Here is an 18,316-nt window from a genome sequence, read left to right on the forward strand (position 1 = left end):
GGTGATGCCCTCTTCCTCGCATACCATGCCCGAAAGAGGGCCCCAGCATGTCGCGATCATCATGGATGGTAATGGTCGCTGGGCGCAGGCCCGCGGGCGACCTCGCCTGTTTGGCCACCACGCCGGGGCAAGACGTGTGCGCGATGTGGTCGAGGCCTGCCCAAGGCTTGGTATTAAGTATCTGACTGTTTTTGCGTTTTCGACCGAGAACTGGAAACGCACTCAGGTCGAAGTTGCCGGTCTGATGAGCTTGTTTCGGCGCTATATTATCAAGGAAACCCGGACGCTCCGAGACTCGGGTGTTCGGGTGCGTTTCATCGGTGACAGAGTCAGGTTGGATGCCAAACTGATCGAATTGATGGATACGCTTGAGGCCGAGACCGAGGGAAATGATCTGGTTCACCTGACCATTGCGTTGAACTATGGCGGTCGGGATGAAGTCGCGCGGGCTACCAAACGTCTGGCACAGGATGTCGCTGACGGGCGCTTGCATCCTGATGATGTAGACGAAGAAACGCTGCCGAAATATCTGGACACACATGTTCTTCCCGATCCTGATCTGGTGATCCGAACCAGCGGCGAGGCGCGTATTTCCAATTTTCTGCTATGGCAATCCGCCTATTCGGAATACGAATTCATCGACACGCTCTGGCCAGACTTCACTGCGGCAGAGCTTGAGCGCCTGTGCCGGAGCTATGGCAGCCGCGACCGACGGTTCGGAGCTGTACCGGCATGAGTGACGGGCGCTGGTCCGACCTGACTGCCCGCGTATTGTCGGCGGGAGTCCTTGTTGCCGTTGGCGCTGTCGAGGTCTGGCTGGGCGGTCTGTGGTTCGAAGCCTTCATTTCCATTGCTTGCGGGCTGATGACCTGGGAACTGGTCCGTATGATTGACCCGGGCAGGAAAGCTGTTGCGATCCAGCTTGCCATATTGACCGGTTTTGCGGTGGTGCTGAGTTACCATCTTCCGGCACTCTATAAACTTCCCTTCTTGCTTGCTCCGGCACTGGCCGGGGCAGGGCAGGTCAGCCGGTACCGGGGTATCTATACTCTCTTCGCGCTGTGGATCGCGGCCGCGGGGCTGGGCTTTATCTCAATCCGGACGAATATGGGATTTGTCTGGATGGTCTGGCTGATATCGGTCGTCGTTGCTACGGATGTCGCCGGATATTTTGTCGGAAAGGCATTGGGTGGGCCAAAATTCTGGCCACGAGTCAGCCCGAAAAAGACGTGGTCGGGAACAGCGGGAGGCTGGGTAGCGGCTGCCATTGTTGGCTTAGCCTTTGCGGCTTACGGCGGCTTCGGAACTTGGTTCATCGTGATCTCGGTTCTGGCGTCAATGGCCAGCCAGGCCGGCGATATTGTCGAAAGCGCGGCCAAACGAAAATTCGGCGTCAAGGACAGTTCGAACCTGATTCCCGGCCATGGCGGCTTCCTTGATCGATTCGATGGGATGATGGGGGCCGCTCTGTTCGTTCTGCTCGTGGGGTTGATTTATTCCCCCGGAGCCATGTGATGCGCAAAATCTCTGTTTTTGGCGCGACGGGTTCTATCGGGCAAAACACGATAGATCTGATTGACCGAAATCCATCAGCGTATGATGTTGTCGCCCTGACCGGTGGAGCCAATATCGAACAACTTGCGCGTGACGCCAAACGTTTGAAGGCGGATATCGCGATTACAGCCCACCCAGACCGGCTTGAGGATCTGCGAGCGGCCTTGGCCGGTTCTGATGTCGAGGTCGCCGCCGGGGCGAATGCTCTGGCCGAAGCTGCAGCGCGACCGGCTGACTGGGTCATGTCTGCCATCGTTGGGGCTGCGGGGTTGCAACCAGGGCTGACGGCGCTTGAACAGGGCGCGACGCTGGCTTTGGCGAATAAAGAAACGCTTGTCTGCGCGGGTTCTTTGGTTCTGGATACTGCCCGAAAGCACAATGCCCGATTGCTACCAGTGGACAGCGAACATTCTGCTGTTTTTCAGGCTCTGGTCGGTGAAGATATGGCATCGGTCGAGCGTATCATCATCACTGCCAGCGGCGGCGCCTTCCGGGATTGGCCACTGAGCAAATTGGCCTCGGCCACGGTTGAGCAGGCCTCGAGCCACCCGAACTGGAATATGGGGCAGCGGATCACGATTGATAGCGCTTCGATGTTTAACAAGGCGCTCGAGGTGATCGAAACACGCGAATTCTTCGGAATATCCCCGGATATGATCGAAGTGATTGTGCATCCGGAATCCATCGTTCATGCGATGGTCGGGTTTAACGATGGCGCGGTTATGGCCCATATGGGCGCGCCAGATATGCGCCACGCGATCGGATATGCCCTGAATTGGCCAAAACGTCAGACCCTTCCGGTCGAAAGGCTGAACCTTGCAAAGCTGGGACAGTTGCGATTTCAGGAACCAGACGAAAACCGATATCCGGCTTTGCGGTTAGCACGCGAAGTCATGGAGCGGGGCGGGCTGTCCGGAGCGGTTTTCAACGGAGCCAAAGAATGTGCACTCGACCATTTCATTGCAGGTCGCATTGGTTTCCTTGATATGGCAGACATCGTGGCCGCCGTCTTGGATCGTTTCGATGCACAAGACAACCATATTGACGCCCCAATGACCCTTGATAACGTGCTGCAAACCGACCATCTGGCACGTATATGGGTCGATAACGCCGTTGCGCAACGAGCAGGAAAATAAATTGGACGTACTCTCACTGATCCCACAATTCGGCAATTTGATTTACACCATATTCGCCTTTGTGATCGCGTTATCCGCCATCGTAGCCGTACATGAATACGGGCATTACATCGTTGGCCGTTGGTCCGGCATCTACGCCGAAGTGTTCTCAATCGGTTTCGGTCCCGTACTCTGGAGCCGTATCGACAAAAGAGGAACGCGCTGGCAGATCGCAGCGCTTCCATTCGGTGGGTATGTCAAGTTTTTGGGTGACGCCAATGCAGCATCCGGCAAAGACGAAGCGGCTATGTCTGAAATTTCTGAGCAAAGCCCGGAGGAGCTGCGCCGCACAATGCATGGCGCGCCACTTTGGGCCAGGACGGCAACTGTTGCGGCAGGGCCAATCTTTAATTTCGCAATGTCGATACTGGTCTTTGGCCTAATTTTCTTTACGCAAGGCGCAACCAGAGACCCTCTGACCGTTGGGTCTCTGCATCCTCTGCCGGGGACAGTTCAAGAGCTGCGTGAAGGTGATGAAATCCTCGCGATTGCAGGTATTGACCTGCCAGATTTCGAACAAGAAGGATCGTGGAGCGAGTTCGTAGACTCTTTGCCCGTTGACCCCGTTCTTGATTACACAGTTCTTCGTGAAGGTGACACATTGGACGTTTCCGCACCTTGGCTGTTCCCCCCCCTGATTCAACAGGTTGTTCCGCGCAGCGCAGCAATGGATATCAGCCTGGCACAGGGGGATGTCATAACAGCGGTTAACGGCGAACCGGTTTATGCCTTTGAACAGCTCAAGGACCATGTGGAAGGCTCTGATGGGCGGCCACTGCTGTTGAATGTCTGGCGTGACGGAGCAGAACTGGAGTTTGCCCTGGCTCCACGCCGCACGGATGAGCCGCAGTCTGATGGTGGTTTTGTAACGCATTGGAGGATCGGGATCGTCGGCGGCATGATGCTAGAACCTGCAACCGAAAGGGCGGGCATCCTGACATCTCTTGGCGGCGGTGTGCGACAAACATTGCGTATCATTGACGGGTCTCTTTCAGGTATCTGGCACATGGTGACCGGAGCGATCAGCACCTGCAACATGTCCGGCCCGATCGGAATCGCCGAAACCTCGGGTGCGATGGCCAGCCAGGGAGCGCAGAACTTCATCTTCTTTATCGCCGTTCTGTCAACTGCTGTCGGTTTGCTGAACCTGTTTCCGATTCCGGCTTTGGATGGAGGACACTTGGTATTTTACGCATATGAGGCCATCTCGGGGAAACCACCCAGCGACAAAGCGCTGCGGATTTTGATGGGCATCGGAGTGTCAATCATTCTGGCTCTGATGCTGTTTTCCGTCTCAAATGACCTGTTTTGTTGATTTGGGCGGAGCTTGCACAATCTAGTCGCAATTCCGCCCCAATTCCCTCATAGGATGTGTTCGTTTCATAATTTTGTCTGTCAGAGGCGATCATGGCGAATGCTATCAAAAAATCATATCGCAGCTTTAGCTTCCTGCTTGTGCTGAACTGGGACTCGATCTTGTTTTTCGGCGCCACTGCGTTGGCTATGGGTGGATGCGCTTATCTGATCACCATGTGATTCTGTTCCTTTCTTTTTATTTGCTGAACAGCGGCCCATTGGGCCGCTTTCTCTTTTTCGGCTTTTGACAAGGCCAGACAATCCCGTTACTCAGCTTTAAAGTCTTAAAATTCTGGGTAGAGAAAAATATGACCGACAGGCGAGGCGCAGGCACATCCTGCGGGGGGCAAAAGCCGGTAAACAAGATTTTGTGGCAGGCCCTAACATTCTTTTTCCTATTTGCCACAGTTAGTTTGCTGTCATTGCCGCAGGCTGCTCAGGCGCAAAGCTACACCATCAACTCGTTTGAAGTTGAGGGGAACAGGCGCATCGAGACATCGACAATCATTGCACGTTCGGGAATCGAGCCTGGGCAGACGGTGACAGCTGGACAACTCAACGATGCCTTCCAACGGCTGCTTGACAGTGGTGTTTTTGAAACAGTCGATTTGACCCCTCGTGGCAGCACTTTGGTCATCAAAGTTCAGGAATATCCGACGATCAACCAGATCAGCATCGAGGGTAACAAGAGGCTTAAGGATGAGCTGTTGCTCAATGCCGTTTCGTCTCAACCCCGCCGGGTCTTTACGCCTCAGGTCGCTGAAGCTGACGCAGACATGATTGCCGAAATCTATTTGGCTCAAGGACGTGTTGCAGCAACCGTCATCCCCAGAATCATCCGCCGCAGCGACAATCGGGTAGACCTCGTTTTTGAAATCTCCGAAGGTACGACGATCGAGGTTGAGCGCGTAAGCTTTGTTGGCAACCGGGCCTATTCCGACCGGCGTCTGCGCCGTGTGCTTGAAACCAAGCAAGCCAATTTCCTGCGTACATTCCTGCGGGGCGATACTTTTATCGCTGACCGGATCGAGTTCGACAAACAAGTGATCCGTGATTTCTACTTATCGCGTGGCTATGTCGATTTCCGCGTCAACAGCGCCAATGTTGAATTCACACGTGAGCGCGACGCGTTTTTCCTGGTGATGAATGTAACTGAAGGTCAGAAATTCTCATTCGGCAAGATCACCACCGTAAGCGAAATACCCGGTGTGGATGCGGCCGAATATCAGGCCGCACTCAAGATCAAGCCGGGTGTCACCTATTCTCCTTCACTGGTCGAAAACTCTATCGCCAGGCAAGAGCGTCTGGGCATTCGGCAAGGGGTGGACTTTCTGCGGGTTGAGCCGCGCGTCACGCGCAATGCACGTGATCTGACGCTGGATGTTGAATTCGTTCTGACCAAAGGACCGCGTATCTTTGTCGAGCGTATCGACATCGAGGGCAACACCACCACGCTTGACCGCGTGATCCGTCGTCAATTCGACACCGTCGAGGGTGACCCGTTCAACCCGCGTGAAATCCGGCAGGCGGCTGAACGTATCCGGGCATTGGGCTATTTCGCCGTCGCTGACGTTGAACCGCGCGAGGGTTCGACGCCCAGCCAAGTGATCGTGGATGTCGACGTCGAAGAACAGCCAACGGGCTCGCTCAGCCTCGGTGGTAGCTACTCGATCTCTGACGGTTTCGGCATTGCAATCGGCCTAAGTGAGTCAAACTTCCTAGGCCGTGGACAGACCGTCGGGGTTACGATTTCGACCGCACAGGATTCAGAAGAGTACTCCCTGAATTTCACCGAACCCTATCTTTTGGGCCGCAAGCTTCGCTTTGATCTTGGTCTGGGTTTGGCGTCGACCGACTCCAGTTTTGCCAGCTATAACACCGAGCGTGTGTTCTTTAACCCTCAGTTGAGCTATGCGATCGGAGAGCTGTCTTCGTTGCGCGTTCGCTATGCCTGGGAAAACAGCGAGATGAAGCAGCAGGACAACGAGGCAAACGGCGCGGTCATCGCCTCTGAGATTGATCAGGGTGAACGCACGACTAGTTCTTTGGGTGTGTCCTATGTATATGACAGCCGCCTTGGTGGGCTTAACCCCAATGCCGGTGTTCTGTTTGAGGTTGGCCTGGATGCCGCTGGACTGGGTGGGGACAACAAGTTCTACAAAACCAGCGCACGCGGGATTGCCCAAACACGCGTTCTGAGTGAAGAAGTCGTTCTTCGTGCATCGCTTGAAATGGGTGCAATGCACTGGACTGGCAACGATTTCAGCCGGACGTTGGATCGCTTTGTGTTGGGCCCCAATAAATTCCGCGGGTTCGAGCCAGCCGGTTTGGGGCCACGGGATCTGTCAAATGGTCAGGATGACGCTATCGGCGGGAATTACTATTGGGTCGCGCGTCTGGAATCGGACTTTCCTCTGGGCTTGCCAGAAGAATTGGGCCTGCGTGGAGGCGTGTTCTATGATTTCGGTAACCTGTACAATATCGACGATGTAAACACTTCGGGTGCCAACATTGTCGGTGCGGATGGGTCTATCCGTCATGTTCTTGGTGTTGCAGTCCTATGGGAAACACCTTTTGGCCCGCTGCGCTTTAACTTTTCGCAAGCGCTCAAGAAAGAGGACTTTGACAAGGAACAGAATTTCGACCTGACCATTCAGGCGAGGTTCTGATCTCGGATGCGAAGTAGTCTTCAATCCTATATGCAGGGCCCCTTTCGGGCCCTGTGTCTTTTTCTGACCTTAACCCTGGCAGGACCGGTTACCGGACAGCAGCTTGGCGTGACACAAGCCAGCGTCCTGACAATCTCCAGCGAACGGTTGTTTTCTGACTCGGCGTTTGGACGTCGCATTCTCAGTGAGATCGAAGCAGAGGGGACTCTGCTTGCTGCCGAGAACGAGCGGATCGTTGCAGAGCTCAGCGCGGAGGAGAAGGACCTCACCGAAAAGCGCGCCTCTCTGTCTGCTGAAGAATTTCGTCCCCTCGCAGAGGCGTTCGACAGAAAGGTTCAGAACCACCGAGAAGGGCAGCGCGCCAAGCTTGATGCCCTTGCGCGTCGCAGTGAAGATGCACAACAGATGTTTTTTGAACTCGCCCGCCCAGTATTGATCGATCTTTTGCGCGAATCTGGCGCCTCGGTCATTATTCAACGCTCCAGCGTGTTTCTCAGTTCGGATCTGTCCGATGTGACAGATGCCGCCATCACCCGAATTGATACAGCCATTGGTGATGGAACAACACTTGACGAAGGTACAGGCGAATAGGTTTGCTTGCCCTCGGGTCGCGGTGTTGCTAACCACATTGAAAAGAGAAATCCAGAACAGGATATCAGAACTATGAGCACGGACACCAAAAGCGCCGACATTCAGCTGATTCAACGGATATTGCCGCACCGCTATCCGTTTCTGCTGGTCGACAAGGTGGTCGAGATTTCAGGCTATCAGTCAGCGGTCGGCATCAAGAACGTCACCATGAACGAGCCGCATTTCCAGGGCCATTTCCCTGGTACACCGATCATGCCTGGTGTGACCATTGTTGAAGCAATGGCGCAGACCGCAGGTGTTATGCTTGGCGTTGGGATGGATGTCATCGACAGCGACTTGTTGATCTATTTCATGAATATCGACAAGTGCAAGTTCCGCCGCAAAGTCGTGCCCGGTGACGTGCTCGAGATGCATGTTGAAACTGTGCGCGGCAAGAAGGGTGGCAAGATTTTCAAGTTCTCTGGCAGGGCCACGGTTGATGGAGAGGTCGCAGCCGAAGCTGAGTTCTCAGCCTATGTTGATTGGGACATGGAAAAGACAACATGAGTGGCATTCACCCTAGCGCAATCATCGAAGACGGTGCTCAGATCGGAGAGGGCTGTGTCATCGGCCCTTTTTGTTTTGTTGGTTCAAGGGTGCGGTTGAAAGACCGGGTAGAACTGAAGTCGCATGTTGTTGTTACCGGTGACACCGAGGTGGATGAAGACACCATAATCTTCAATTTTTCGGTCATCGGTGAAATCCCCCAAGACCTTAAGTTCGGCGGTGAAGATACGCGGCTGGAAATTGGCAAACGAAACCGTATCCGTGAACATGTAACTGTGAATTCTGGAACAGACGGCGGTGGCGGTGTAACCCGGATTGGCGATGACTGTTTGCTGATGGCTGGTGTTCACGTGGCTCACGACGTTCAGATTGGCAATCGCGTGATCATGGTGAACCATTCTGGTGCCGCGGGACATTGCATTATCGAAGACGATGTTATCGTCGGCGGGATTTCGGGTTTGCATCAATGGGTTCGTGTGGGCCGTGGGGCGATTATCGGCGCGCTGACGATGGTGCCCAACGACGTGATTCCCTATGGGCTTGTTCAAGCGCCTCGCGGCGAGCTGGACGGCCTGAATCTTGTTGGCCTCAAACGGCGCGGTGTCGCACGAGCTGATATTTCAGCTTTACGCGCAGCGTTTCGCGAATTGTCCGATGGTGACGGAACTTTTATGGACCGCGCCAAGCGCTTGGGTGAAGATGCCGAAAGCGAATATGTCCGCGAAATCGTCAATTTCGTAACCGGCGATTCGGATCGGTCCTTTCTGACACCGAGGAAGTAACATCATGTTGGCACTGATCGCGGGAACAGGTGTGTTGCCGGACGAAGTGGTTTCCTGTCTGGCTGAACGGCCCTTGATCTGCGCGATGGAAGGCTTTGCCCCGGATACTCTGTCTGCCGACATCGTTTTCCCGCTGGAACAGCTTGGATCATTCATCGCAGATCTCAAAACCCGTGGCGTAACTGAAATCTGTATGGCCGGAGCGGTTCAACGTCCCGCCGTTGACCCGTCGCGCATTGATGCCGCGACGATGCCGTTGGTGCCTATTCTGGTGCAGGCGATTCAATCCGGCGATGACGGCGCATTACGGGCTGTCATTGGGATATTCGAAAACTCAGGCCTGAATGTCCGTGCCGCGCATGAGATTGCGCCTGAACTGCTGCCTCCGCTTGGTTGTTTGACAGAGGCACAGCCCTCAGACGCGGATCGCGCAGATGCGGATCGGGCATCCAGTATCCTGCGTGCCATGGGGGCAGCTGATATCGGCCAGGCCTGTGCAGTTTCCAAAGGGCAGGCTTTGGCGATCGAAGGAATTTTTGGCACCGCATGGATGCTCGAGTCTCTGACTCAACGGCCCGATGCGGGGGGTGGGGTGCTTTTCAAGGGTCCAAAGCCCGATCAGGACTTTCGCGCGGATCTGCCAGCTATTGGACCTGAAACCATTTTCAGCGCCGTCGCAGCTGGTTTGTCCGGGATCGTGATCGAAAAGGGCGGGGTGCTTGTATTGCAGCGACAACGTGTAATTGCTGAGTGCGATCGCCTGGGTTTGTTCCTTTATGTGCGTGAGCGAACCAACTGATGCGGGTGTTTCTGGTCGCCGGCGAACCTTCGGGCGATCGATTGGGCGGCGCGTTGATGGAAGGGCTACGTGCCCTTGTCCCAGATGTTACATTCGACGGGGTCGGCGGACCATTGATGCAGGCCCAGGGTCTGAACAGCCGCTTTCCGATGTCCGAATTGTCAGTGATGGGCTTGATCGAGGTATTGCCAAAATTCTTTCACCTCAAGCGCCGGATATCTGAGACAGCGCAGGCCGTTCTGGACACCAAACCTGACGTATTGATCACCATCGACAGTCCGGACTTCTCGTTGCGCGTTGCCAAGTTGGTCAAAGCAGCAAGCGATACTCGAACCGTCCACTATGTGGCCCCCAGCGTTTGGGCCTGGCGACCGGGGCGTGCGGATAAGATGGCCAAGGTCATCGACCATGTGCTGGCGTTGCTTCCGTTTGAGCCGCCCTATATGGAACGCGCCGGGATGGAATGCGATTTTGTTGGCCATCCGGTTGCAAGCGAACCCATCGCCTCAGATCGCGATATCCAGGAGTTTCGCGCCGCCTATGATCTTGGGGATGCTCCGCTGGTTCTTGCCTTGCCGGGGTCGCGCAAGGGTGAGGTTGACCGTCTGGCGCCTGTATTTGGTCAGGCCTTGGGGCAATTCCTAGCCGACCGGCCGGGTACGCGGGTTATTGTTCCGGCGGTTGCACATATGGTAGAGGCCGTAACCGAACATCTGCAGACATGGCCAGGCAATCCCGTCGTGATCGACCCGCGCAATGTTCCGACCGAAGAGGCAGTTCAGCAGAAACGCGCAGCTTTTGCCGGAGCGGACCTTGCTCTGGCGGCATCGGGTACCGTGTCGCTTGAACTTGCAGCCCAAGCAACACCCATGGTGATTGCCTACCGCCTCAGCTGGCTGACCCAGAAACTGGCAGTACGTATGGTCAATCTGGACACGGTTACATTGGTCAATCTTGTCTCGGAAACGCGTTCCATCCCGGAATGCCTGCTGGATGACTGCCTACCGGACAAGATTGCCGTAGCGCTACGAGAGGTCGCCCTGAAACCTGACGCGCAGCGCAACGCGATGGATCTGACAATGGAGCGCCTGGGCCGTGACGGCGACGCCCCTGGTTTCAGAGCTGCAAAGGCCGTGTTGGCCAGAATGCCGTCCTGATGGCCGAGTTCATCCTCTTTGGTTTTTCGGCCTTTCTGGCATTGATACTGACCAATCTGGATAATCTTGCCGCCTTGGTGGCGCTGATCTTGGTGTCAGGGGACAAGCGGGCCGTCTTTGGCTTTCTGTTCGCACAGGGCTTGGTGATTTCGGCGTCCTTGCTGTTCGCCATGGGGATCGAGGGCGTAATACCGGGCTGGGCCGGGTATCTGGGGATGATCCCGCTGACACTGGGCTGTCTGGCCGCCATCCGCCAATGGCGCGGGCAGGGCGTCGACACTCCTGCGCATCTCGAAGCCGGAGCATCAATTTTGGTGACAACCTTACTGTTTACTAGCCTGTCGATGGACACTTTGGCCGTTCTGGCGCCGTTATTGGCGGATTCAACGCCAGGCTTTCGGATCGCCGGAGCCTTCGGCGCAGGGCTTGCCGTGGTAGGATTGGCCACGCTGGCGCTGCTGGGCGCCAAATCGCCGCTCATCAGTGGTCGCATCGCGCGCAAGCTTGAGATGCTTGTTCCTTACGTGATGATTTGCGCTGGCCTTTATATTCTCAGCAACTCGTGGACTGACGCAGTTTAGTATCCGCGCCAAATCCAGCCGCCGCCAAAGATGCGGCTGCCTTCGGACGCATAGAAAACACAGGCCTGACCGGGCGACACACCTTCTTCCGGGGTCAGCAACTCGACCTCGGCCGTGGTGTCCGAAAGCGGGCGGATGATGGCCTCACGCGGGGGGCGGGTCGAGCGAACCTTGACCAGGACGTGCCATTCATCGCGTGACGTAAACGGCTCATCGCCCAGCCAGTTGATCTCACGCACCGGAATGGTGCGGGTGGCCAACATCTCTTTGGGGCCGACTACGACGTGTTTCTTGTCGACATCCAGCTTCACCACGTAAAGCGGATCGCTGAGGCCTCCGATACCAAGCCCGCGGCGCTGACCAATGGTATAGTGGATCACCCCGTTATGCTGGGCCAGCACACGACCATCCGCATGAACGATCTCACCCGGTTCCGCCGCGCCGGGGCGCAGCTTTTCGATTACGCTGGCATAGTTGCCGTTGGGCACGAAACAGATGTCCTGACTGTCGGGCTTGTCGGCAACAGCCAGCCCATATTGCGCAGCCATTTCGCGCGTTGCATCCTTCGAGGGCAGGTGGCCCAGTGGAAAGCGCAGGAAATCCAGCTGTTCCGGGGTGGTCGAGAACAGGAAATAGGATTGATCGCGGTTGGCATCCTCGGCGCTGTGCAATTCCGGCCCGTTGGGGCCTGTCTTGCGCTGAATATAGTGGCCGGTGGCCATGCAATCAGCCTCAAGATCCTTGGCGGTTTCCAGCAGATCCTTGAATTTCACCCGTTCGTTACAGCGAATGCAGGGAACCGGCGTCGCACCGGCCAGATAGCTGTCGGCGAATTCGTCGATCACTGCGTCTTTGAAGATGTTCTCATAATCCAGAACGTAATGCGGAAACCCGCGTTCCTCGGCCACGCGGCGCGCATCGTGAATGTCGATACCGGCACAGCAGGCCCCCTTTTTGGCCAGCGCAGCACCGTGGTCATACAGCTGCAGGGTGACGCCGATGACGTCATACCCCTGATCCGCCAAATGCGCGGCCACGACCGAGCTGTCCACGCCTCCGGACATGGCAACAACCACCCGCGTTTCAGACGGGGGCTTGGCAAAGCCAAGAGAGTTCAGCGGTGTCTCGGTGTCGAGGGCCATGACGGTTCCAGTACGGGTTAAGAAAGACCGGCAGAATATAGGAAAATTCTAGATACTCTCAAGGGGCGGTTTCACAACACATTAAGTAGCATGGTGTCAGCTTTGTCGCAGCACGAAGAGGACCGAAAGATGTATTTGCACAAAGTAGAGGGGCCCAGGTCGGTAACCCTGCCGGATGGAACGGTTTTATCCCGGGCTGATCTGCCGCCAAAAGAGACAACCCGCTGGGTGGCATCCCGTAAAGCGATTGTAGTCCGTGGCGTTCTTTACGGATTGATTACGCTTTCGGAAGCCAAAAACCAATATGGCCTCAGCGATGAAGAATTTAATTCCTGGGTTTCTGCGGTCGCAGAACACGGAACGGACGCATTAAAGGTCACCACAATAAAAAAATATCGACAACCTAAAGGAGAGTGTGAATAAATGATTCAACGGTAACGTCAGATTAACCATTTTTGAGCAGGCTCGATTTTAATCGGTAAATTGAGCTGAATTGGAGCAGTAAATGCGTATACTTCTTGTCGAGGATGATCCAACCACGTCCAAAAGCATCGAACTGATGCTGACACATGCCAATCTGAACGTATATGCGACAGATTTAGGCGAAGAAGGGATCGACCTCGCAAAACTTTACGATTACGACCTGATCCTCCTTGATCTCAACCTTCCGGATATGAACGGGCATGAAGTGCTGCGCCAGTTGCGGATTGCGCGGGTGGAAACGCCGATCCTGATCCTGTCGGGGGCCGACGATACAGAAAGTAAAATTAAGGGCTTCGGATTTGGTGCTGACGATTATCTGACCAAACCATTCCATAGAGAAGAATTGGTTGCACGTATCCACGCCATTATTCGCCGCTCAAAAGGGCATTCTCAATCCATAATCCACACCGGGCGCGTTGCAGTGAATCTGGATGCGAAAACCGTCGAAGTGGAAGGCAAGGCCGTTCACCTGACCGGCAAAGAATATCAAATGCTCGAACTTCTGAGCCTTCGAAAGGGAACAACCCTGACTAAAGAGATGTTCCTTAACCATCTCTATGGGGGAATGGATGAGCCCGAATTGAAGATCATTGACGTCTTTATCTGCAAATTGCGCAAAAAACTTAGCAATGCCACCGACGGCGAAAATTATATCGAGACCGTCTGGGGCAGGGGGTATGTGTTGCGCGATCCTCAGAAAAACAGCGTCGATGAACCTCGCATTGCGGTTGGCGCCTAGGCGCGCAAGTTTTACGTCGCCAAGGGTCCGGGGCGACACCCTCGCTCACTGAACAGCACGTCTGGACCTAGCCATGCCCTCGCCCTATCACTGAACTCCAAGAACAGTTGACGGGGCGAGGGCATGAGCAATTCCATTTCTGTATCAGACCTGACGGAAGATCAGGCACGCAATGAACTGGCGCGGCTGGCTGGGCTTTTACATCATGCGAACGCATTGTATCACCAGAAAGACGCCCCCGAGATTTCTGATGCCGACTATGATGCGCTGAAACTCAGAAACTCAGAAATCGAGTCGCGATTTCCGCAACTCAAGCGATCTGACAGCCCATCGGATATCGTTGGTGCCCGCCCCGCCGATGGGTTCTCCAAGATTTCACATGCCGTGCGCATGCTGTCTTTGGGCAACGCTTTTCAAGACGAGGACGTCTCTGATTTCGATCGATCTGTCCGAAAATACCTAGGGTTGGATGACGAGACGGGATTGAGCTATACGGCTGAGCCCAAGATCGACGGTCTCTCCCTTTCGCTTCGGTATGAGAGGGGTAGGCTTGTCCAGGCGGCCACGCGGGGAGACGGAGAAGTCGGGGAAAATGTTACCGCAAATGCGCTAACCATATCGGATATTCCACAGGTAATCACCGGCGCACCAGACATCCTTGAGGTTCGCGGCGAGGTCTATATGTCTCACGAAGACTTTGATCGTCTAAATGAGAGCCAGTCCAAGAAAGGCGAAAAAACCTTCGCCAACCCGCGAAATGCCGCCGCAGGATCCCTTCGTCAGTTGGATTCCGCAATTACCCGTTCTCGTCCCCTCAAGTTTTTTGCTTATGCCTGGGGGGAGCTGTCTGAGCCTCTGGCAAGCACCCAATACGAAGCCATACAGCGCCTGAAGGAATTCGGATTTTCAACCAACCCGCTAACCCGTTTATGCGCGGATACAAAGCAGATTCTGGATCACTATCGCAGCATCGAGCTGCAGCGCGCGACGCTTGGATATGACATTGATGGAGTGGTCTACAAGGTAAACGATCTTGCGCTGCAATCACGGCTTGGGTTCCGGTCCAGCACACCACGTTGGGCAATTGCGCATAAATTTCCGGCCGAGCTTGCCTGGACCCGTCTTGAAGCGATCGACATTCAGGTCGGCCGCACCGGCGCGCTGAGCCCGGTGGCCAGGCTGCACCCGGTTACTGTCGGCGGTGTGGTCGTGTCGAACGCAACGTTGCACAACGAAGATTACATTTCTGGTAAAGACGCAAAAGGCGGCGAGATACGCGAAGGCAAAGACATTCGGATCGGCGACTGGGTTCAGGTTTATCGCGCCGGCGATGTGATTCCGAAGGTTGCCGATGTCGACATTTCGAAACGCCCGGATGATGCCGAAAAGTTCATCTTCCCGGAAATATGCCCCGAATGTCACAGCGATGCGATCCGCGAGGAAGGTGACGCGGTCCGTCGCTGTACCGGTGGCGTTATCTGCCCTGCGCAAGCCGTTGAGAAATTGAAGCATTTCGTCTCACGCAAGGCCTTTGACATCGAAGGGTTTGGAGCAAAGCAGATTGAGATGTTCTATGATGATCCCGATCTGCCAGTTCGGACCCCGGCTGACATTTTTACTCTGAAACAACGAGATAGTGTAAACCTGAACAGGCTGGCTAATCGCAAGGGATGGGGGGCGCAGAGCGCCACCAATCTGTGGCAAGCGATTGATGAAAAACGAGTTATTCCACTGGGTCGGTTGCTGTTTGCACTGGGCATTCGACATGTCGGCGAGGCAGCGTCGAACCTAATCGCAACGCATTACGGATCATGGGATGAGCTGGAAAAAGCGGTTACCATAGCGCATAGTCAGACCGGGTCAGAATGGGATGAGCTGCTGAACGTTGACGGTGTTGGTGAGGTTATGGCCCGCGCATTGGTTTCAGCCTTCGCCCAGCCTGCCGAACGGCAGAGCATCGACGATCTTGTGGCTCAGCTTGATGTCCAAGACGCGAAACGGCCCGATACCTCGGGTAGCCCCGTTGCGGGAAAGACCGTGGTTTTTACGGGAACGCTTGAAAAGATGACCCGCGCCGAAGCCAAAGCACGTGCCGAGGCATTGGGCGCTAAAGTGTCGGGGTCGGTGAGCAAAAAGACCGATCTTTTGGTTGCGGGACCGGGCGCTGGATCAAAGGCGAAAAAGGCGGCTGAGCTTGGGATCGAGACGCTCGACGAAGATGGCTGGTTGCAGCTGATCGACGGCAAATGAGCGGTCGTCCCGAATCTCTGTTCCCGCTGTTTTCGCGGCTGGAAACGCTTGACGGCGTGGGGCCGAAGACGGCTCAGGTCTTGGCGCAGTCAGGTGTCGAGACCCCGCGCGACGTCTTGTTCGGGCTGCCTTATGCGGTGATTGATCGGCGCAGGCGCGATACCATTCAAGGCGTCGATTTGCCTTCGACGCTGACCGTAGAAGTCAGCGTTGGCATCCATCGCCCCCCTAGAAACAAGGGCGGTGCGTACCGTGTCCATGTTGAAGACAGCCAGACTGAATTTCAGTTGGTGTTCTTTCATGCCCGCGGCGATTACTTGCAAAAAGTGCTCCCTCAGGGCGCGCGCAGGGTGGTTTCTGGCAAGATCGAGCTTTTCGACGGCATTGCTCAGATGGTTCACCCGGATCACATGCTGCCGCCTGCGGATGCAAAGGATATCCCTGAGTTTGAGCCTGTCTATCATTTGACCCAGGGGCTGACCCAGAAAACTGCCTTCAAGGCCGCGCGTAGCGCGGTTGCACTCTCGCCGGAATTGACGGAATGGATTGATCCCGCGCAGGTCGCAAAAGAGAACTGGCCAGACTGGCTGAGCGCTGTACAAGCAGCGCATAATCCGCAGGGTGCGGATGATGTAGCGTCTTTTTCTCCAGCGCATGAGCGTTTGGCCTATGATGAGCTGTTCGCGCATCAATTGACGTTGGCATTGGCCCGCCAAAGAGAGCGCAGGGTCAAGGGGGTCGCTAGCGCTGGTACGGGCAAGCTGCAATCCCGTGTGTTGTCGAACCTGCCATACAAGCCCACCAACGCCCAACAGCGCGCAATTCAAGAGATCGCAGGGGATATGGCCTCCGATACGCGCATGAACAGATTGCTTCAGGGGGATGTTGGGTCCGGCAAGACTCTGGTTGCGTTCATGGCGCTGCTGGTCGCGGTCGAGGCGGGCGGGCAGGGCGTCATGATGGCCCCAACCGAGATACTCGCTCAGCAGCATCTGGAAGGGTTGCGCCCCCTCGCCGAAGAGGCGGGCGTGGTTCTGGAAATCCTGACCGGTCGCGACAAGGGGGTGGATCGGCGTGCCAAGCTGTTGGCGCTTCAACGGGGGGATATTCACATTTTGGTGGGCACTCACGCCGTATTTCAAAGCGATGTCGCGTTTCAGGAATTACGGCTGGCAATCGTCGACGAACAGCACCGATTTGGGGTCCGTCAACGTATGGAGCTGTCGGAAAAAGGCAAGGGGGCGGATGTGCTGGTCATGACCGCAACGCCGATCCCGCGCAGTCTGGCCCTGACCCAATATGGTGACATGGACGTGTCCGTGCTTGATGAAAAGCCACCGGGGCGAAAACCTGTCAAAACAGCGATTGTCAGTACTGAGCGGATTCAGGAAGTCGTCTCGCATTTGCAAAAGGCTATTGCTGAGGGCCGCCAATGCTACTGGGTCTGCCCGCTTGTCGATGAGTCTGAAGTCTCGGATCTGACCGCGGCTGAGGAACGGTTCAAAAGGCTGCGTGCCATTTTGGGGGACGGGGTCGTAGGGCTGGTTCACGGCCAAATGCCGCCCGCCGACAAAGACGCTGCGATGAAGGCATTTCAGCAGGGGCAAACCAAAGTTCTGGTGGCGACCACGGTAATCGAGGTTGGCGTGAATGTTCCAAATGCCTCGATCATGGTCATCGAAAGGGCCGAGATTTTTGGCCTGGCGCAGCTGCATCAGCTGCGCGGTCGTGTTGGGCGAGGCGAGGCAGAATCGACATGTCTGCTGATGTATCAGCCGCCCCTCGGCAAAGGGGGGCGCAAAAGGCTGGAAGTTCTGCGCGAAACCGAAGACGGGTTCAAAATCTCTGAGACAGACCTGCAAATGCGCGGAGCGGGCGATCTGATCGGTACCGCGCAGTCTGGTCTGCCGAAGTTCCGTATCGCCGATTTGGAAAGGCAGGCCGGTTTGATGGCAGTTGCGCAGTCTGACGCAAGGGCTCTGCTGGGCGCGGACGCCAAACTTGAAACGCAAAGGGGCAAGGCGGCTCGTGTTCTTTTGTGGCTGATGAAACAGGATCAGGCAATCCGTTTGATATCAGTTGGTTAGACGAAAACAGGAACATTAGTTCACAAATGTTCTCAAAAAGTTCTTTACCAAGACATCAAAATATGAGAACAAAAGGTCAACAAAGGATTAAAACCCTGACCGGAGGAACCCATATGCTGACCCAGATCAAGACCACCCTAAGTCGTTCCCAGTCGACGCTGTTGCAGGACGCAGCAGGTGCGGTTGCACTGGTGGTCATACTTATGGTCGCACTTCATCTTCCCGGAACGTATTAAGCCTTTCTGCCTGCGATCTCGTGCCGATCACGCCGCGCTTGTCATCCCCATTTCAATCAAGGGTGACCTGCCTGTCCCAATACCCTTGAAGGGCCATGCCTCGGCCCCGCGCGGATATCCGGACCCCACATGAGAAACGCATTACCTGCCGCCGCCCTTTCCGCCCGGA

The 18,316-nt window shown here is 55.5% G+C and carries 18 protein-coding genes; 17 read left to right on the forward strand and 1 reads right to left on the reverse strand.

The window, feature by feature from the left end; translation table 11 throughout:
* Positions 1 to 4 precede the first annotated feature (4 nt).
* The 12 genes from uppS to AC2FLE_RS04150 all read left to right on the forward strand — a co-directional run bounded on the left by uppS (position 5) and on the right by AC2FLE_RS04150 (position 11,210).
* Entirely contained in the window at positions 5 to 736 is a 732-nt protein-coding gene (gene uppS, locus AC2FLE_RS04095) for an undecaprenyl pyrophosphate synthase (protein ID WP_271947031.1), read from the forward strand.
* Positions 733 to 1,515, forward strand: coding sequence for a phosphatidate cytidylyltransferase (locus AC2FLE_RS04100; protein ID WP_496695390.1), 783 nt, complete (start codon positions 733 to 735; stop codon positions 1,513 to 1,515). The genes uppS and AC2FLE_RS04100 overlap by 4 nt, the downstream gene beginning before the upstream one ends.
* Positions 1,515 to 2,690, forward strand: a complete 1,176-nt coding sequence (gene dxr, locus AC2FLE_RS04105; RefSeq protein ID WP_496695392.1) for a 1-deoxy-D-xylulose-5-phosphate reductoisomerase — start codon at positions 1,515 to 1,517, stop codon at positions 2,688 to 2,690. Before AC2FLE_RS04100 ends, dxr begins: the two co-directional genes overlap by 1 nt.
* Position 2,691: 1 nt before the next feature.
* Entirely contained in the window at positions 2,692 to 4,044 is a 1,353-nt protein-coding gene (gene rseP / locus AC2FLE_RS04110; protein WP_496695394.1) for an RIP metalloprotease RseP, read from the forward strand.
* A gap of 92 nt (positions 4,045 to 4,136) precedes the next feature.
* The gene (locus AC2FLE_RS04115; RefSeq protein ID WP_496695396.1) at positions 4,137 to 4,265 is read left to right on the forward strand and encodes a hypothetical protein; all 129 of its coding nucleotides are present in this window, start codon (positions 4,137 to 4,139) and stop codon (positions 4,263 to 4,265) included.
* Positions 4,266 to 4,393: 128 nt separating this feature from the next.
* Positions 4,394 to 6,754, forward strand: coding sequence for an outer membrane protein assembly factor BamA (bamA, locus tag AC2FLE_RS04120; protein ID WP_142633911.1), 2,361 nt, complete (start codon positions 4,394 to 4,396; stop codon positions 6,752 to 6,754).
* A gap of 108 nt (positions 6,755 to 6,862) precedes the next feature.
* Positions 6,863 to 7,345: an OmpH family outer membrane protein gene (locus AC2FLE_RS04125; RefSeq protein WP_496695397.1), complete on the forward strand. Its 483-nt coding sequence runs from the start codon at positions 6,863 to 6,865 to the stop codon at positions 7,343 to 7,345.
* Between the two features lie 72 nt (positions 7,346 to 7,417).
* Positions 7,418 to 7,891 carry a 3-hydroxyacyl-ACP dehydratase FabZ gene (fabZ, locus tag AC2FLE_RS04130; RefSeq protein WP_496691266.1) on the forward strand — a complete coding sequence of 158 codons (474 nt, stop codon included), beginning with the start codon at positions 7,418 to 7,420 and terminating at the stop codon, positions 7,889 to 7,891.
* Positions 7,888 to 8,673: an acyl-ACP--UDP-N-acetylglucosamine O-acyltransferase gene (lpxA, locus tag AC2FLE_RS04135; protein WP_271947043.1), complete on the forward strand. Its 786-nt coding sequence runs from the start codon at positions 7,888 to 7,890 to the stop codon at positions 8,671 to 8,673. The genes fabZ and lpxA overlap by 4 nt, the downstream gene beginning before the upstream one ends.
* 4 nt (positions 8,674 to 8,677) lie before the next feature.
* A complete protein-coding gene (locus AC2FLE_RS04140) occupies positions 8,678 to 9,472 on the forward strand; it encodes an LpxI family protein (RefSeq protein ID WP_496695398.1) in 795 nt (264 codons plus the stop codon).
* A complete protein-coding gene (gene lpxB, locus AC2FLE_RS04145; protein WP_496695400.1) occupies positions 9,472 to 10,629 on the forward strand; it encodes a lipid-A-disaccharide synthase in 1,158 nt (385 codons plus the stop codon). The genes AC2FLE_RS04140 and lpxB overlap by 1 nt, the downstream gene beginning before the upstream one ends.
* Positions 10,629 to 11,210 carry a hypothetical protein gene (locus tag AC2FLE_RS04150; protein WP_271947048.1) on the forward strand — a complete coding sequence of 194 codons (582 nt, stop codon included), beginning with the start codon at positions 10,629 to 10,631 and terminating at the stop codon, positions 11,208 to 11,210. The genes lpxB and AC2FLE_RS04150 overlap by 1 nt, the downstream gene beginning before the upstream one ends.
* On the opposite strand, the gene mnmA is transcribed toward AC2FLE_RS04150, so the two are convergent.
* Positions 11,207 to 12,352 (reverse strand): tRNA 2-thiouridine(34) synthase MnmA, encoded by a 1,146-nt coding sequence (gene mnmA, locus AC2FLE_RS04155; RefSeq protein WP_496695401.1) that lies wholly within the window; start codon positions 12,350 to 12,352, stop codon positions 11,207 to 11,209. The genes AC2FLE_RS04150 and mnmA overlap by 4 nt on opposite strands.
* A gap of 129 nt (positions 12,353 to 12,481) precedes the next feature.
* On the opposite strand from mnmA, the gene sciP reads away from it, so the two are divergent.
* The 5 genes from sciP to AC2FLE_RS04180 all read left to right on the forward strand — a co-directional run bounded on the left by sciP (position 12,482) and on the right by AC2FLE_RS04180 (position 18,147).
* Entirely contained in the window at positions 12,482 to 12,775 is a 294-nt protein-coding gene (gene sciP, locus AC2FLE_RS04160; RefSeq protein WP_281994636.1) for a CtrA inhibitor SciP, read from the forward strand.
* 82 nt (positions 12,776 to 12,857) lie between these two features.
* The gene (gene ctrA / locus AC2FLE_RS04165) at positions 12,858 to 13,574 is read left to right on the forward strand and encodes a response regulator transcription factor CtrA (protein WP_496695403.1); all 717 of its coding nucleotides are present in this window, start codon (positions 12,858 to 12,860) and stop codon (positions 13,572 to 13,574) included.
* Positions 13,575 to 13,697: 123 nt separating this feature from the next.
* The gene (ligA, locus tag AC2FLE_RS04170) at positions 13,698 to 15,824 is read left to right on the forward strand and encodes an NAD-dependent DNA ligase LigA (RefSeq protein WP_496695405.1); all 2,127 of its coding nucleotides are present in this window, start codon (positions 13,698 to 13,700) and stop codon (positions 15,822 to 15,824) included.
* Complete coding sequence (gene recG, locus AC2FLE_RS04175) at positions 15,821 to 17,911, forward strand: ATP-dependent DNA helicase RecG (RefSeq protein ID WP_496695406.1); 2,091 nt, start codon at positions 15,821 to 15,823, stop codon at positions 17,909 to 17,911. Before ligA ends, recG begins: the two co-directional genes overlap by 4 nt.
* A 62-nt stretch (positions 17,912 to 17,973) precedes the next feature.
* Positions 17,974 to 18,147, forward strand: a complete 174-nt coding sequence (locus AC2FLE_RS04180; protein ID WP_496676229.1) for a hypothetical protein — start codon at positions 17,974 to 17,976, stop codon at positions 18,145 to 18,147.
* Positions 18,148 to 18,316 lie beyond the last annotated feature (169 nt).

Source organism: Ruegeria sp. CDSA077 (genome assembly GCF_059612265.1).

What these genes read in the sequence shown, in the direction of transcription:
- AC2FLE_RS04100 (WP_496695390.1), top strand. Translation starts at nt 733, where the DNA reads ATGAGTGACGGGCGCTGGTCCGACCTGACTGCCCGCGTATTGTCGGCG.
- sciP (WP_281994636.1), top strand. Translation starts at nt 12,482, where the DNA reads ATGTATTTGCACAAAGTAGAGGGGCCCAGGTCGGTAACCCTGCCGGAT.
- dxr (WP_496695392.1), top strand. Translation starts at nt 1,515, where the DNA reads ATGCGCAAAATCTCTGTTTTTGGCGCGACGGGTTCTATCGGGCAAAAC.
- AC2FLE_RS04140 (WP_496695398.1), top strand. Translation starts at nt 8,678, where the DNA reads ATGTTGGCACTGATCGCGGGAACAGGTGTGTTGCCGGACGAAGTGGTT.
- ligA (WP_496695405.1), top strand. Translation starts at nt 13,698, where the DNA reads ATGAGCAATTCCATTTCTGTATCAGACCTGACGGAAGATCAGGCACGC.
- recG (WP_496695406.1), top strand. Translation starts at nt 15,821, where the DNA reads ATGAGCGGTCGTCCCGAATCTCTGTTCCCGCTGTTTTCGCGGCTGGAA.
- lpxA (WP_271947043.1), top strand. Translation starts at nt 7,888, where the DNA reads ATGAGTGGCATTCACCCTAGCGCAATCATCGAAGACGGTGCTCAGATC.
- uppS (WP_271947031.1), top strand. Translation starts at nt 5, where the DNA reads ATGCCCTCTTCCTCGCATACCATGCCCGAAAGAGGGCCCCAGCATGTC.
- AC2FLE_RS04150 (WP_271947048.1), top strand. Translation starts at nt 10,629, where the DNA reads ATGGCCGAGTTCATCCTCTTTGGTTTTTCGGCCTTTCTGGCATTGATA.
- lpxB (WP_496695400.1), top strand. Translation starts at nt 9,472, where the DNA reads ATGCGGGTGTTTCTGGTCGCCGGCGAACCTTCGGGCGATCGATTGGGC.
- bamA (WP_142633911.1), top strand. Translation starts at nt 4,394, where the DNA reads ATGACCGACAGGCGAGGCGCAGGCACATCCTGCGGGGGGCAAAAGCCG.
- ctrA (WP_496695403.1), top strand. Translation starts at nt 12,858, where the DNA reads ATGCGTATACTTCTTGTCGAGGATGATCCAACCACGTCCAAAAGCATC.
- AC2FLE_RS04115 (WP_496695396.1), top strand. Translation starts at nt 4,137, where the DNA reads ATGGCGAATGCTATCAAAAAATCATATCGCAGCTTTAGCTTCCTGCTT.
- mnmA (WP_496695401.1), bottom strand. Translation starts at nt 12,352, where the DNA reads ATGGCCCTCGACACCGAGACACCGCTGAACTCTCTTGGCTTTGCCAAG.
- fabZ (WP_496691266.1), top strand. Translation starts at nt 7,418, where the DNA reads ATGAGCACGGACACCAAAAGCGCCGACATTCAGCTGATTCAACGGATA.
- AC2FLE_RS04180 (WP_496676229.1), top strand. Translation starts at nt 17,974, where the DNA reads ATGAGAACAAAAGGTCAACAAAGGATTAAAACCCTGACCGGAGGAACC.